General features: G+C 61.8%; 13 protein-coding genes and 1 pseudogene. 11 read left to right on the forward strand and 3 right to left on the reverse strand.

All coding sequences use genetic code 11. The annotated features are described in order from the left end of the window. Positions 1-16 precede the first annotated feature (16 nt). The 4 genes from BSG20_RS08515 to BSG20_RS08530 are packed head-to-tail and all read left to right on the forward strand — an operon-like array spanning position 17 to position 4,646. Positions 17-1,114 (forward strand): BMP family ABC transporter substrate-binding protein, encoded by a 1,098-nt coding sequence (locus tag BSG20_RS08515; RefSeq protein WP_072373500.1) that lies wholly within the window; start codon positions 17-19, stop codon positions 1,112-1,114. Positions 1,115-1,117: 3 nt separating this feature from the next. Then, positions 1,118-2,641 carry an ABC transporter ATP-binding protein gene (locus tag BSG20_RS08520; protein WP_072373503.1) on the forward strand — a complete coding sequence of 508 codons (1,524 nt, stop codon included), beginning with the start codon at positions 1,118-1,120 and terminating at the stop codon, positions 2,639-2,641. After that, positions 2,638-3,738 carry an ABC transporter permease gene (locus tag BSG20_RS08525; protein ID WP_072373506.1) on the forward strand — a complete coding sequence of 367 codons (1,101 nt, stop codon included), beginning with the start codon at positions 2,638-2,640 and terminating at the stop codon, positions 3,736-3,738. The genes BSG20_RS08520 and BSG20_RS08525 overlap by 4 nt, the downstream gene beginning before the upstream one ends. Next, entirely contained in the window at positions 3,735-4,646 is a 912-nt protein-coding gene (locus BSG20_RS08530; RefSeq protein ID WP_072373509.1) for an ABC transporter permease, read from the forward strand. Before BSG20_RS08525 ends, BSG20_RS08530 begins: the two co-directional genes overlap by 4 nt. Before the next feature lie 9 nt (positions 4,647-4,655). Here the strand turns inward: BSG20_RS08530 and xdhC are convergent, their stop codons facing one another. The 3 genes and pseudogenes from xdhC to BSG20_RS08545 form a co-directional block, all read right to left on the reverse strand. Next, the gene (xdhC, locus tag BSG20_RS08535; protein WP_072373511.1) at positions 4,656-5,513 is read right to left on the reverse strand and encodes a xanthine dehydrogenase accessory protein XdhC; all 858 of its coding nucleotides are present in this window, start codon (positions 5,511-5,513) and stop codon (positions 4,656-4,658) included. Positions 5,514-5,518: 5 nt separating this feature from the next. Then, positions 5,519-5,761: pseudogene (locus BSG20_RS37300) on the reverse strand (xanthine dehydrogenase molybdopterin binding subunit); the annotation flags it as partial. A 78-nt stretch (positions 5,762-5,839) separates the two neighbouring features. Next, positions 5,840-6,904 (reverse strand): AraC family transcriptional regulator, encoded by a 1,065-nt coding sequence (locus BSG20_RS08545; protein WP_072373515.1) that lies wholly within the window; start codon positions 6,902-6,904, stop codon positions 5,840-5,842. 103 nt (positions 6,905-7,007) lie between these two features. Between BSG20_RS08545 and BSG20_RS08550 the strand changes: the two genes are divergently transcribed. The 7 genes from BSG20_RS08550 to lpdA all read left to right on the forward strand — a co-directional run bounded on the left by BSG20_RS08550 (position 7,008) and on the right by lpdA (position 15,115). Beyond that, entirely contained in the window at positions 7,008-7,775 is a 768-nt protein-coding gene (locus tag BSG20_RS08550; RefSeq protein ID WP_072373518.1) for a 3-hydroxyacyl-CoA dehydrogenase, read from the forward strand. A 25-nt stretch (positions 7,776-7,800) separates the two neighbouring features. Then, entirely contained in the window at positions 7,801-8,988 is a 1,188-nt protein-coding gene (locus BSG20_RS08555; protein ID WP_072373521.1) for an acetyl-CoA C-acyltransferase, read from the forward strand. 22 nt (positions 8,989-9,010) lie between these two features. Continuing rightward, the gene (locus BSG20_RS08560; protein WP_072373523.1) at positions 9,011-10,138 is read left to right on the forward strand and encodes an acyl-CoA dehydrogenase family protein; all 1,128 of its coding nucleotides are present in this window, start codon (positions 9,011-9,013) and stop codon (positions 10,136-10,138) included. Between the two features lie 69 nt (positions 10,139-10,207). After that, positions 10,208-11,440: a 3-methyl-2-oxobutanoate dehydrogenase (2-methylpropanoyl-transferring) subunit alpha gene (locus BSG20_RS08565; protein WP_072373526.1), complete on the forward strand. Its 1,233-nt coding sequence runs from the start codon at positions 10,208-10,210 to the stop codon at positions 11,438-11,440. Position 11,441: 1 nt separating this feature from the next. Then, positions 11,442-12,455, forward strand: a complete 1,014-nt coding sequence (locus BSG20_RS08570) for an alpha-ketoacid dehydrogenase subunit beta (protein ID WP_072373529.1) — start codon at positions 11,442-11,444, stop codon at positions 12,453-12,455. Positions 12,456-12,458: 3 nt separating this feature from the next. Continuing rightward, a complete protein-coding gene (locus BSG20_RS08575; RefSeq protein WP_072373531.1) occupies positions 12,459-13,712 on the forward strand; it encodes a dihydrolipoamide acetyltransferase family protein in 1,254 nt (417 codons plus the stop codon). 5 nt (positions 13,713-13,717) lie between these two features. After that, positions 13,718-15,115 (forward strand): dihydrolipoyl dehydrogenase, encoded by a 1,398-nt coding sequence (gene lpdA, locus BSG20_RS08580; protein ID WP_072373533.1) that lies wholly within the window; start codon positions 13,718-13,720, stop codon positions 15,113-15,115. Positions 15,116-15,196 lie beyond the last annotated feature (81 nt).

Raw genomic sequence — 15,196 nt, forward strand, 5'->3', positions numbered from 1 at the left:
AAAAGGGGAACCAAACATGACAATGATTACCCGCAGAACCCTGATGCAGACAGCCGCCGCTGCAGGCCTCGCCGGCGCCATTGGCGGCCGCGCGGCGCTGGCGGCTGACAAACCGCTCGGCATCGCACTCGTCGTGCCCTCTCCGATCGGCGACGTTGGCTGGGGGCACGCGCTCGCTGCCGGCCTCGACCCCATCAAGGCCGCCTATGGCGACAAGGTGAAGGTGACGGTCGTCGAGAATATTCCCGAAGGCCCGGACGCTGACCGGATCATGAACAAGACGGTCGCCGACGGAAACACGTTCCTGATCGCCGGTTCCTTCGGGTATCAGAACGGTGCCCTGCAGATCGCCCGCCGCAATCCTAAAGTCACCGTATTGCATGCATCAGGCTTTCAGGTGGCCCCGAATTTCTCGCCATTTGCTGCCAAGTATTTCCAGGGCACCTATCTGCTTGGCATGGCGGCCGCCGCCTTGTCCAAGACCGGCAAGCTCGGTTCGGTTTCTGCCTTCGCCATCCCCGAGTTGATCACCTCCATCAATGCTTTCACGCTCGGTGCTCAGGCCGTCCGGCCCGATATCGAGGTTTCGGTCGTGTGGGTGAACTCGTGGTTCGATCCGGCCAAGGAGCAGGAAGCGGCGAAGGCCCTGATTGCCCAAAAATGCGACGTGATCTTCTCCAATGCGCAGGACACGCCCTCCGTCATTTCGGCATGTGAGGAAGCCGGCGTCTATGCCTTCAACCTCAACTCGTCGATGAAAAGCTACGCCCCGAAGACCTATCTCGGCTGCGTCTCCACCGACTGGTCACCGTTCTTCAAGGCCTCGGTCGATGCCCATCTATCCAACACGTTCAAGGGCGCAAATACCTTCCTTGGTGTTGCCGACAAGGTTGTCGAGGTCGTCGATTGGAACCCCGCGATCCCCGCCGACACGATGACCAAGATCAAGGCGGCAGAGAAAAAGATCGCCGACGGAAGCCTTTCGCCGTTTACCGGACCAATCACCAAGGCCGATGGCAGTGAGGGCGCTGCCTCCGGCAAAACCCTGACGGATGGCGAAATCGTGGCCATGGACTGGCACGTAAAGGGCGTGACCACGCCCCTGCCGAAGTAAGCCATGACCGTCCCGCTCCTGTCGCTTCGCGGCATTTCGAAGAGCTACGGCCCGATCCATGCCAATCAAGGCATCGATCTGGATGTTGCGCCGCAGTCGATCCATGCAATTCTCGGCGAAAACGGGGCGGGCAAATCGACGCTGATGAAGATGATCTATGGCGTCGAGCCGCCAGACAGCGGGACCGTTGTCTGGCAAGGCGAGCCCCTGGTCTTCGCCTCCCCCGCTGAGGCGAGGCGCAAGGGGATCGGCATGGTCTTCCAGCATTTTTCGCTGTTTGAGACCCTGACCGTCGTGGAAAATATTCAGCTGGTGGTTCCAGGCAGGAAAGCCGATCTCTTGCAGCGGATCGGCACACTCGGGCGTGATTTCGGCCTGGAGGTCGATCCGCTCGCCCATGTGCACGCGCTCTCCGTGGGCGAGCGACAGCGTGTAGAAATCATCCGTTGCCTGATGACCAATCCAAAGCTGCTGATCCTTGACGAGCCCACATCCGTTCTGCCGCCGCAACTCATAGAGACGCTCTTCGACACCTTGCGCAGGCTGCGCGATGGCGGCGTTTCCATCCTCTTCATCTCCCACAAGCTGGAGGAAATTCGCGCGATCTGCGACAGGGCGACGATCCTACGCGGCGGGCGTGTCACGGGACATATCGACCCACGCATGCATGATGCCCACGACCTCGCCCGCATGATGATCGGTCGCGACATGCCCGAGCCTATGCCGGCGCTGCCGCTCTCGGGCGGCGAGAAGCGGCTTGAGATCATCGGCCTTGATCACCGGCCCGAAGATCCTTTTGCCGTGCCGTTGAGCGATATCACGCTCACCGTTCGTTCCGGCGAAATCCTCGGCATTGCCGGCATTTCGGGCAACGGTCAAAGCGAGCTCGCCTCATTGATCTCTGGCGAGGTTGTGCTGCCGAAAGAACAGCGCGACAGGATCTACATGATGGGGCAGGACGTCGGACGGCTGAACGCCGCCGCCCGACGCCAGCTTGGATTTGCATTCGTTCCGGAGGACCGGCTCGGACGGGGTGCGGTTCCGGAAATGTCGCTGGTTCTCAACAGCCTGTTGACGGCCCACCCCTTGAGCCTCTTGCGCCATGGCCTGATCGACAAGGAAAAGGCCACGGCCTTCACGAATGACTGCATTCGCCAATATGACGTTCGCACGCCCGGCCCGGACGCCGAGGCCGGCGCCCTTTCCGGCGGCAATCTGCAGAAGTTCATTGTCGGCCGCGAGATCATGCTGGCACCCAAGCTGCTTTTTGTCGCGCAACCCACCTGGGGCGTCGATATTGGCGCAGCGTCTGCGGTGCGCCGCAGACTTGTCGCGTTACGCAATGACGGCATGGCCATTCTCGTGATTTCCGAGGAACTCGAGGAGCTTTTCGAACTGTGCGATTTCATCCAGGTGATGCACCACGGCACGCTTAGCCCGCCGCTCGTCACCAGGGATACCCGACCCGAGGAGGTCGGCCGTTATATGATTGGCGCACAGTCCTTGCCAATGAAGGTCATTGCATGAGCGCCCTGTCCGTTGCCTTTCTGCCCACGCTTGTCCGCCGGGAGCGCGCTTCGATTGCCGCAACGCTGGCAGCACCCTTCCTTGCCCTTGCGGCGGCCACCATCCTCAATCTCGGTCTCTACGTGCTGATGGGCCGCGATCCGGTGGATGTTGTCTACGCAATGCTGCTCGAGCCCTTTCTCTCCTGGGCTTCTTTTTCGGAGGTGCTGTTAAAGGCGGGACCGCTTCTGCTCATCGCACAGGGTCTAGCGATCGGCTTTCGCGCCAAGGTCTTCAACATCGGCGCCGAGGGCCAATTCATTTTGGGCGCCATTTTCGCATCCGCGATTCCCGTCTGGTTTCCTGAGGCAACCGGGCAGTGGATTTGGCCGGTAATGCTGCTCCTTGGCGTCCTCGGCGGCGCCTTTTGGGCTTCGCTCACCGCATTCTGGCGCGTCAGGCTCAATGCCAACGAAATCCTCGTTTCGCTTATGCTCAGCCTCGTTGCCGCGCAGCTTTTGAACTACCTGCTGCTGGGGCCATGGAAGGATCCGAACGGCTTCAACTTCCCCCAATCCGTGATGTTCCAGTATGATGCCATGGTGCCGATCCTGATTTCCGGTACGCGCGTCAACGTCTCGCTGCTGATTACCATCGCCCTTTCATTGGCCGCCTGGGTCTTCATGCAGAGGAGTTTCACCGGCTACAAGCTTCAGGTGGGTGGCCTGGCGCCGCGCGCGGCCGGTTATGCCGGCTTCAGGCAGGGCCGGGCGATCTGGCTATCGCTGCTGATCGGTGGCTGCGCAGCAGGCCTTGCCGGGGCGGCAGAGGTCGCCGGCCCCTTGGGACAACTGCAGCGCTCGATTTCTACCGGCTACGGCTATGCGGCCATCATCGTCGCCTATCTCGGCGGCCTGCATCCAATCGGCATCGTCGCCTCCGCATTGTTCATGGCAGCACTTTATATCGGCGGCGACAACGCCATGGTGTCGGCAAACCTGCCAATCGCTGCGGTCCGTGTTTTCCAGGGCAGCCTCCTGCTCGCCTATCTGGTTGCCACTGCCTTCGTTCGGTATCGTCTCGAATGGCGCCGGAGCGCCTACCGGAGCCAGCCATGAACGCCATCGAGTTCATCCTTGCTGGCATGCTCGCGGCTGCGACGCCGTTTCTTCTCGCCGCGCTCGGCGAGCTGGTGGTCGAGCGTGCCGGCGTTCTCAACCTCGGCGTCGAAGGTCTCATGGCCTTTGGCGCGGCACTCGCCTTCATCATCGTCTATCATGGCGGTGGACACCTCCTAGGGTTTGTCGTCGCAGGGCTTGGCAGCGCCATCCTTTCCCTGGTCTTTGGGGTTATCGCGCTTGGGTTTCGTGCAAACCAGGTGGCAACCGGACTTGCCATCGGCATCCTCGGCCAGGGTCTGTCTGCACTCTTCGGCAAAACCTATGAGAGCTTGACGGTCAAGGGAATTCCAAAGCTTGCCCTTCCCTGGTTGTCCGACATCCCGATCGTTGGCGGGCTCTTCCGCCAGGACGCCGTCGTGTGGCTGTCGCTCGTGGCAACGCTCGCCATCTGGGCAATGTTTGCCTATTCGAAGATCGGCCTCGTTGTGCGCGCCGTCGGCGAAAATCCCAAGGCCGCCCACGCGATTGGCTATCCCGTCATTGCCGTTCGCTTTGCCGCCGTCGCATTCGGCGGCGCGATGGCCGGGTTTGCCGGCGCCTATGCGGCAGTGGTCTATACACCGCTCTGGGCAGATGGGATGATCGCCGGGCGCGGCTGGATCGCGATCGCGCTTGTCGTCTTCGGAACCTGGCTGACCGGCCGCATTTTCCTGGGGGCATGCCTCTTCGGTGCCGTATCATTGATCAGCCTTGCCGCCCAGGCGACGGGATTGAACGTTCCGTCCCAGCTGCTTGCAAGTCTGCCCTATCTCGTCACGATCATCGTGCTCGGCATCATTTCGGCAGATCGTCGCCTGTTAAAGCTGAATGGCGTTGCCTCGCTCGGCGAACCTTTCGAACGTTGACCTTGGGGATTAAAGCCGGTGCTCTTGAAGCTTCTGTTTTTCGGTATTGGACAACGCGTGACACGACAGGGCGGCCACCATGATTTCAGCGGCTGCGAGCGTTGCGATGACGGCGGGACGCTTGTCCCTTATGGCCGTGCCGCCGATCGGGCAGACGAGGCGATCGACGAGCTCTTTCCTGCCGACTTCACGCGACAGCCAATTCTTGAAGGTCGCACGTTTTGTCTTCGAGCCGATCATCCCCACATAGGCGGCATCGCCCCGACGCAGTGCTTCGGCGGCAATCAGAAAGTCGAGCGCATGGTCGTGGGTAAGAATGACAAATGCGCTTCCCGCCGGCGCATCGCGCACGATCGCCTCGGGCATTGCCGTCAGGCACGTTTCAATGCCCGATGCACGCGACGCGGCAAGCTCGTCTTCACGGGTATCGACCAGCACCGTACGCAAGGGCGCCAGCGACAATGCCGTTGCCAAAGCGTCGCCAACATGACCGGCGCCAAAAACATAAACATGAGGCCTTCGGGCAATCTCGGCGTCGGCTCGTGCAATCAGCTGGTCGGCAACGTCGCGCGTCACTGCGGTGAACGATAGCCCGACCCGACCACCGCAGCATTGGCCAATTTCCGGACCGAGGGGAATGCTCATCGTTGTGGTCGGCTGCGATTGGCGAAGCGTGCGTCGTGCCTGGTCGATCGCCATATATTCCAGCTGCCCGCCGCCGATGGTTGAAAAGCAGCGGGTCTTGGCGACCAGCATCCAGGCATCGGTGTCGCGCGGCGTCGAGCCGACTGCCCCCGTCACTTCGACGAGGATGCAATCTGGCTCGTGGTGCAGAAAATCCCGCAAATCGTCGCGAGCGGCGGGCATACCGGTCAACCTTTCCTTTCAATTGCACGCATGCATTCGATGGCGATCAGCACACGCTCCGGCGTGGCTCGCGCATCGATGCAGGGAGGAACATGATAGACCGCAACGCTCGGCGCCGCCATGGAGATTGCTTCAAGCACGGAGATTGCGAGCATGAACGGCGGCTCGCCGGCGGCTTTCGACCGACGAATGGTCTCTTCGCGGTTGACCGACCACTCGGCAAGGCGAATATTGAATATTCCCGGCCGGAAGCCAGAGGGATCTTGCGGTCGACGGCGGAATTTCCATGGGCGTAAATCCGAGAGAAGTTGCGTATATTCTCAGCGTTATGATGGGGCGGCTGCGCTGCTCTGCCTGCGGAAAGCGTCCGGGCTTTTCGACATCCATTTGCGAAAGGCGCGGAAGAAGGCACTGGGCTCGGAATAGCCAAGCTGAGCGGCGATATCGCCGATGGTCTTCGACGTGTTGAGCAGCATGTCGATGGCAAGATCGCGTCGTATATCGTCCTTGATGCCTGCATAGCTCTGTCCCTCGTCACGAAGTCGGTGACGCAAGGTGGAAGGCGGCATGCGCATGTCCGCGGCAAGATCCGCGAAATTCTTCCATGCGGATGGAGACACCTTGTCGAGCCGCCGCCTGACGCTGGACGCGAGCCCAGCATCATAGCGATAGCGGACCAGAATATTGGCTGGCGCCCCTCGCAAAAACTGCTTCAGAGCCTGTTCCGTGCGCATGATCGGCAGCTCCAGCATCGCACTGTCGAAGCCAAGGCGGCTTATCGGTTGCCCAAACCTGACCGGCGCGCCGAAGAAGAGCCGATAGTCGGCCTCCTGCTTTGGTTCGGCGCAGCGGAAGTCGACGAGCCGGATCGGAATGCGCCGGCCAACCAGCCAGCAGATTATTCCATGGATGAGGATCCAATAGGTGCGATAGGCGAAGGCCGAACGCGGTCCACCGGCATCGGCAAGCTCGATCTGGGCAAGTCCATCCCTGACGACAAGCTGACCGCGCGGGTCATCCAGCATGACGTCGAGGAAACGCAGAGCCCGGCGCAGCGCATCGCCAAGCGTTCGTGCATGCAAGACGCAATGGCAAAGCAAGGTGAAGCTGCCGCTGCGCATCGGCCGCCCGCCCATCCCGAAAAACTCGTCATCGAGTTCTCGGGCGATGGCAAGCCAGAGAGCGCCGTAGGTTTCGGCCGATACCGGCTGATCGACCACCGCCGGCAGCCCCAGCGAAGAAAGCACCGGTCCTGTCGGCCGTCCCATCCGCCGTAGGCTATCGAGCGCCTCCTCGACGAATCCCGGCGCGATCATGCGCCTATCGATGTCAGCCACCAGTTTCCTCCCACAATGGCAAAACTGTCCGAAACAATGCAGCACTTTAGTCATCGCTTGCAATATGACGACGGAATAGAATCCACTGCCTTGGGGTCGTACCGGGAGGATGGCACTATCCCACAGGAGACGATCGCAAGGTGATGGGAGAAGGCCGATGCTGATCCGTGGAGCAACCTTTATCGTGACCGGCGGCGGGTCAGGCCTCGGTGCGGCAACGGCTCGTATGCTGGTTGAAAACGGCGCGCGCGTGGTCCTCGCCGACCTCAATGACACTGTCGGAGAGGCGATTGCCGCAGAGCTTGGCGCAGATGCCCGATACATCAAGGCCGATGTGACGAGTGCGGAGGATGGAGCCGCTGTGGTGGCAACCGCGCTGGAGTCTTTCGGCGGCTTGAGCGGGCTCGTAAACTGCGCTGGCGTGGCGCCGGGCGAAAAGATCATCGGCCGCGACGGCCCCCACAGTCTCGACAATTTCGTGCGGACAATCCGCATCAATCTCGTCGGCACCTTCAACATGATCCGTCTTGCGGCATCCGCCATCCAGCATCAGCAGCCGGACGTGGAGGGCGAGCGCGGCATCATCGTCAACACTGCTTCGATCGCAGCCTTCGACGGGCAGATCGGCCAGGCCGCATACGCTGCCTCCAAGGGCGGCATCGCCTCGATGACGCTTCCGATTGCCCGCGAGCTTGCCCGCCACGGCATTCGCGTCGTTTCGATTGCCCCGGGCATTTTCGAAACGCCGATGATGGCAGGCATGCCGCATGAAGTGCAGGAAGCGCTCGGCAAGAGTGTGCCCTTTCCGCCGCGTCTCGGCAGGCCGGCCGAATTTGCCGCGCTGGTGCGCCATATATGTGAAAACAGCATGCTGAACGGCGAGGTCATTCGCCTCGACGGCGCCTTGCGCATGAGCGCGCGCTGACCGTCTGTCTGGAAGGATTGAAAAAATGGCTTTGCAGGACCCTATCGTCATCGTCGGTGCGGCGCGCACGCCGATCGGCGGTTTCCAAGGTGAACTCAAAGAGGCAGCCGCACCCGAGCTCGGGGCCGCTGTTATCCGCGCGGCGCTTCAGCGCAGCCTGGTCGAGCAGGATGCCGTCGACGAGGTCGTATTCGGCTGTGTGCTGCCGGCGGGCCAGGGCCAGGCACCTGCCCGCCAGGCGGCGATCGGCGCAGGCCTGCCCTTTTCCACTGGCGCCAGCACGGTCAACAAGATGTGTGGCTCCGGGATGAAAGCCGTCATGCTGACGCATGATCTTCTGGCGGCGGGAAGCGCCATTGTCGGCGTCGCCGGCGGCATGGAAAGCATGACCAATGCGCCCTATCTCCTTGATCGTGCCCGTGGTGGCTACCGGCTTGGCCACGGGCGCATCATCGATCATATGTTCCTCGACGGGCTGGAGGACGCTTATGACAAGGGACGATTGATGGGCACCTTCGCCGAGGACTGTGCAGAGGCGTATCAGTTCACGCGCGAGGCGCAGGACCATTATGCGGTCACATCGCTGACGCGCGCACAAAAGGCCATCGAGGCCGGCTACTTCGACGCCGAGATCACGCCGGTCTCTGTCACGGCGGGAAAGGGCGAACAGATGGTCAGCCGAGACGAACAGCCCGGCAAGGCAAGGATCGACAAGATTCCGCTCCTCAAACCGGCCTTCCGCGACGGCGGTACCGTGACGGCAGCCAACTCCAGTTCGATTTCCGATGGTGCGGCCGCTCTCGTGCTGATGCGTCGTTCCGAAGCCGTACGCCGGGGATTGAACCCGCTTGCGACAATCAGCGGCCATGCCACGCATTCGCAGGCGCCCAATCTCTTTGCCACCGCTCCGATCGGTGCCTTGCAGAAGCTCTCCGATCGGACCGGCTGGCCGCTCGATACCGTTGATCTCTTTGAGATCAATGAAGCATTTGCCGTCGTCGCCATGGCTGCAATGCGCGACCTGAGGCTGCCGGCCGAAAAGGTCAATGTGCATGGCGGGGCCTGCGCCCTTGGACACCCGATCGGTGCGTCCGGCGCACGTATTCTCGTCACGCTGCTTGCTGCTCTCGAGCGCTATGACCTGAAGCGGGGCATGGCTGCCCTATGCATCGGCGGTGGCGAAGCAACCGCCGTTGCAATCGAGCGTCACTAGAAGGGCCTGGGAGGAGACGAGCATGATCCTTTCCGATCTGAGCCAACAAATCCGCGATCTCGCGCGCGATTTTGCCCGCGAGCGTCTTGCCCCGGGTGCGGCTGCGCGTGACCGGGAGCACAGGTTTCCACGCGAAGAACTCGAAGAGATGGGTGAACTCGGCATGCTCGGCATGCTGGTTCCCGAAGAATATGGCGGTTCCGACACCGGCACTGTCGCATATGCGGCCGCACTCGAAGAAATTGCCGCCGGAGACGGACCATGCTCCACCATCATGAGCGTCCACAGTTCCGTGGCCTGCGTGCCGATCTTGAAATTCGGCACCGATGAGCAGAAGCAGCGTTTCCTGCCCAAGCTTGCCAGCGGCGAATGGATCGGCGGCTTTGCACTGACCGAACCGCAAGCAGGTTCGGATGCGTCCAATCTGCGCAGCCGTGCTCGCCGCGATGGCGATCACTACGTGCTCGACGGTGCCAAGCAGTTCATCACCTCGGGCAAGAATGGTCAGATGATCATCGCCTTTGCCGTGACCGATCCGGATGCCGGCAAGAAGGGAATTACCGCCTTCATCGTCCCGACCGACACGCCGGGCTACGAAGTCATCCGGGTGGAGGAAAAGCTTGGGCTGCATTCGACCGACACCTGCCAGATCGCCTTCAACGGCATGCGCATCCCGGCCCAATTGAGGCTGGGTTCGGAGGGCGAGGGATATCGCATTGCACTCGCAAACCTCGAAGGCGGTCGCATCGGGATCGGCGCTCAGGCGGTCGGCATGGCGCGAGCTGCTTTCGAGGCCGCGCGCGACTATGCACGCGAGCGTACGGCTTTCGGCAAGGCAATCATCGAGCATCAGGCCGTCGCCTTTCGCCTCGCCGATATGGCGACCCAGATCGAGGCGGCCCGTCAGCTGGTATTTCATGCCGCGACGCTGCGCGACAATGGTCTGCCGTGCCTTTCGGAAGCATCGATGGCCAAACTCTTTGCGTCGGAGATGGCAGAGCGGGTCTGCTCGGATGCAATCCAGATTCATGGTGGCTATGGCTATATGGCCGACTATCCTGTCGAGCGTATCTATCGGGATGTCCGCATCTGCCAGATTTACGAGGGAACGAGCGACGTGCAGAAAATGGTGATCGCGCGCAATCTATAAGAACAAGAAATGCGGCGTTCCGTTTCTGAGGAGAGAAACAAAGATCGCAGCTGGGAGGGAAAAGACGATATGACGGACGCAGCTCAACTGAGCCTCCATGTTCCGGAACCCGCCGTCCGACCGGGCGGCCAACCTGATTTTTCCAACGTGAAGATTGCCAAGGCCGGTGTAGTGCCGCGCCCCGAGATCGACGTTGCGCCGGAAGAGATCCGCGACCTTGCCTATTCGATCATCCGCGTGCTCAATCGGGAGGGCGAAGCCGTCGGCCCGTGGTCGGGCATGCTTTCCAACGAGGAGTTGCTGACCGGCCTGCGCAACATGATGAAGCTTCGCGCCTTCGATGCCCGCATGCTGATGGCGCAGCGCCAGGGCAAGACGTCCTTCTACATGCAGCATCTCGGCGAGGAAGCCGTCAGCTGCGCCTTTCGCAAGGCCCTTCGCAAGGGCGACATGAATTTCCCGACCTATCGGCAGGCAGGCCTTCTCATCGCCGACGACTATCCCATGGTCGAGATGATGAACCAGATCTTCTCGAATGAAAGCGATCCGTTGCGCGGCCGTCAACTGCCGATCATGTATTCGTCGAAGGAGCACGGCTTCTTCACCATCTCAGGCAATCTGGCGACCCAATACGTGCAGGCCGTCGGCTGGGCCATGGCTTCGGCCATCAAGAACGACAGCAGGATCGCGGCGGCCTGGATCGGCGACGGCTCGACGGCAGAATCCGATTTTCATTCCGCTTTGGTCTTCGCCTCCACCTACAAGGCCCCGGTCATCCTCAATATCGTCAACAATCAGTGGGCGATTTCCACCTTCCAGGGGATCGCGCGTGGCGGCTCCGGCACCTTTGCCGCGCGCGGACTTGGTTTCGGCATTCCGGCCTTGCGCGTCGACGGCAACGATTACCTTGCCGTCTACGCCGTCGCTCGCTGGGCTACTGAACGAGCCAGGCGCAACCTCGGGCCGACCTTGATCGAATACGTCACTTACCGCGTCGGCGCCCATTCGACATCGGACGATCCAAGCGCCTATCGGCCGAAGACCGAGTCCGAAGCCTGGCCGTTGGGTGACCCGGTGTTGCGTCTGAAGAAGCATCTGGTCGTCAGGGGCGCATGGTCGGAAGAACGCCATGTTCAGGCCGAGGCCGAAATCATGGACGAGGTCATCCAAGCCCAGAAGCAGGCGGAACATCACGGCACGCTGCATGCCGGTGGCAGGCCCTCGGTGCGCGACATCTTCGAAGGTGTCTATGCGGAAATGCCACCCCACATTCGCCGCCAGCGGCAGAAGGCAGGTTTCTGAGATGGCCAGGATGACAATGATCGAAGCCGTGCGAAGCGCCATGGACGTCTCGATGGCCCGCGATGACGATGTGGTGGTTTTCGGCGAGGACGTCGGATACTTCGGCGGCGTGTTTCGCTGCACTCAAGGGTTACAGGCGAAATACGGCAAGACACGCTGTTTCGATACACCGATCAGCGAATCCGGCATCGTCGGCACGGCCATTGGCATGGCGGCCTACGGCTTGAAGCCCTGCGTCGAGATCCAGTTCGCCGATTATATGTATCCGGCCTACGATCAGATTACGCAGGAGGCGGCCCGCATCCGCTATCGCTCGAACGGCGACTTTACGTGCCCGATCGTCCTTCGCATGCCGACAGGTGGCGGCATCTTCGGCGGCCAGACGCACAGCCAGAGCCCGGAAGCGCTGTTCACGCATGTCTGCGGATTGAAGGTGGTAGTGCCCTCCAATCCCTATGACGCAAAGGGGCTGCTGATTGCCGCCATCGAGGATCCGGATCCGGTGATGTTCCTGGAGCCGAAGCGGCTCTACAACGGGCCGTTTGATGGCCATCACGAACGGCCCGTCACCCCCTGGTCGAAGCACGAGCTCGGCGAGGTGCCTGAAGGTCACTATTCGATTCCGATCGGCAAGGCCGACGTTCGCCGCCCGGGCTCGGCGGTGACGGTGGTCGCCTACGGCACGATGGTTCATGTCGCGCTGGCGGCCGCCGAGGACACCGGCATCGATGCCGAGGTGATCGATCTGCGCAGTCTGCTGCCCCTTGATCTCGATACCATCGTGCAATCCGTCAACAAGACCGGACGCTGCGTCGTCGTCCACGAGGCGACGCTGACATCGGGATTTGGCGGCGAGATCGCATCGCTCGTGCAGGAACACTGCTTCTACCATCTTGAAGCGCCTGTCGTGCGCGTCGCCGGCTGGGATACACCCTATCCGCACGCCCAGGAATGGGATTACTTCCCCGGCCCCGGACGTGTCGGGCGGGCACTTGCCGAAGTCATGGAGACCTGAGACATGGGCGAATTCATCATCAAGATGCCCGATGTCGGCGAAGGCGTGGCCGAGGCCGAACTCGTGGAATGGCATGTCAAGGCAGGCGACCCGGTAAAGGAAGATATGGTGATCGCCGCCGTCATGACCGACAAGGCGACCGTCGAGATCCCGTCGCCGGTCACGGGGACTGTCGTCTGGCTGGGTGCCGAGATCGGCGACAAAATCGCGGTTAAGGCGCCGCTTGTGCGCATCGAGACGGGCGGTGGTGGAGCGATCGAACGGGTCGACGCGCCTACCGCTGCTGCCGCCAAGGCTCCTGAGAGTGCGACCCCGGCAGTTCAGCCAAAAGAGACAGCTGCGCCGACGGTTGCCCCTTCACCACGACCTCAGGCCCCGGTTCCCGCAGAAAAACCGTTGGCGTCGCCATCCGTTCGACTCTTGGCAAGGGAAAGCGGCGTCGACCTGCGTCAGCTCAAGGGGTCTGGCCCCGCCGGCCGCATCCTTCGAGAAGATGTCGAGCAATTCATCGCACGCGGCGAACTGCCCTTTCTCCAACCGGCCATTGCGAAAAAGACTTCGACCGAGGAGGTCAAACTCACCGGTCTTCGGCGCCGGATCGCCGAAAAGATGTCGCTGTCGACCTCTCGCATTCCCCACATCACCTATGTCGAGGAAGTCGACATGACCGCGCTGGAAGAGCTGCGGGCCACGATGAACCGCGACCGCAAGCCGGAGCAGCCGAAACTTACCGTCCTGCCGTTCCTTATGCGGGCGATCGTCAAGGCGGTGGCCGACCAACCGAGTGTCAACGCGACCTTCGACGACGATAAAGGCATCCTCACCCGGCATGGCGCCGTCCATATCGGCATTGCCGCCCAGACACCCGCCGGACTTGTCGTGCCCGTCGTCAAGAACGCTGAGGCACGTGGCATATGGGATTGCGCGATCGAAATGGGCCGCCTGGCGGAGGCGGCGCGCGCCGGTACGGCGACCCGCGACGAGCTCAGCGGCTCGACGATCACCGTCAGTTCGCTTGGCGCGCTCGGCGGCATCGTCTCGACACCGGTGATCAACCACCCGGAGGTCGCCATTATCGGCGTGAACAAGATTGCCGTGCGTCCGGCCTGGGATGGCACGCAGTTCGTGCCGCGCAAGATGATGAATCTATCCTCAAGTTTCGACCACCGCATCATTGACGGATGGGATGCTGCCACCTTCGTCCAACGTGTCCGGGTGCTTCTCGAAACACCCGCCCTGATTTTCATCGAAGGTTAGGATCCATGAAAGAGATCGTCTGCAAGCTTCTCGTCATCGGCGCTGGTCCCGGCGGTTATGTCTGCGCCATTCGAGCCGGGCAACTCGGTCTCGACACCGTCATCGTCGAGGCTGACAAGCCGGGCGGCACCTGCCTCAACGCCGGATGCATTCCTTCCAAGGCCCTGATCCATGCGGCCGAGGAGTTTGGTGCTGCGAAGCAGATGCTGACCGGCGGGAACGCAATGGGCATCCGTATCGAGGGCGCAACCATCGACCTCGCCAAGACCATTGCCTGGAAGGACGGCATCGTCGGCCGCCTGAACAGCGGTGTCTCCGCGCTGCTGCAGAAGGCAAGGGTCAAGATCGTTCACGGCCGCGCGGCCTTCCGCGACGGTAAGACCGTCGAGGTCGAGACCGAGACAGGCATGCAGGTCATCCGCGCAGAGACCGTTGTTATCGCCACAGGTTCTAAGCCCGTGGAACTTTCCACCCTCCCTTTCGGCGGTCGGGTGATCTCGTCCACCGAGGCGCTCTCCCTCGGCGAAGTGCCGAAGAGACTGGTTGTCGTCGGAGGCGGTTACATTGGCCTCGAACTCGGTACGGCCTTTGCCAAGCTGGGGTCAGAGGTAACAGTCGTCGAAGCCATGCAGCAGATACTGCCGCAATATGATGCCGACCTGGTGCGACCCGTCGCGCGCCGGCTTGGTGATCTCGGCATTCGCATCCTGACGGGAGCGAAGGCAAAGAGCCTCTCGGACGACGGCAACGCGCTGGTCGTCGAGACATCGGACGGACAACAGCAACTGCTGCCTGCCGACCGGGTGCTTGTCACGGTCGGTCGGCAGCCGCGATCGGCAGGCTCAGGTATCGAAGAGCTCGATCTCGATCGGAGCGGGCCGTACCTTCGCATCGATGATCGCTGCCGCACGTCGATGCGGGGCGTCTATGCAATCGGCGACGTCACCGGCGAACCGATGCTGGCTCATCGCGCCATGGCACAGGGAGAAATGGTCGCCGAGATCATTGCCGGCAGGAAGCGCGCCTGGGACAAACGCTGCATTCCGGCGATCTGCTTTACCGATCCGGAAATCGTGACGGCTGGGCTTTCGCCGGACGAGGCACGCGCTCAAGGCTATGCGATCCGCGTCGGACAATTCCCGTTCAGCGCAAATGGGCGGGCGATGACCATGCTGTCGGAGGAGGGCTTCGTACGCGTCGTCGCCCGGGCCGACACCAATCTCGTCCTTGGCCTGCAGGCCGTCGGCGTCGGTGTTTCCGAACTCTCGGCGGGTTTTGCACTGGCCATCGAGATGGGCGCGCGGCTTGAGGATCTCGCCGGTACGATCCATGCGCATCCGACGCGCAGCGAAGCGCTCCAGGAGGCCGCCCTCAAGGCGCTTGGGCACGCATTGCACGTCTGAAGCGATTTCAGTCCCAGGCACGGATCGCAGGGCGCAATATCGGTTTGGGAGCTGGGGCATTATCTGATAGCTAGCGCGCTC

It is taken from the genome of Rhizobium tibeticum (genome assembly GCF_900110205.1).
Taxonomy (GTDB): Bacteria; Pseudomonadota; Alphaproteobacteria; order Rhizobiales; family Rhizobiaceae; genus Rhizobium; species Rhizobium tibeticum.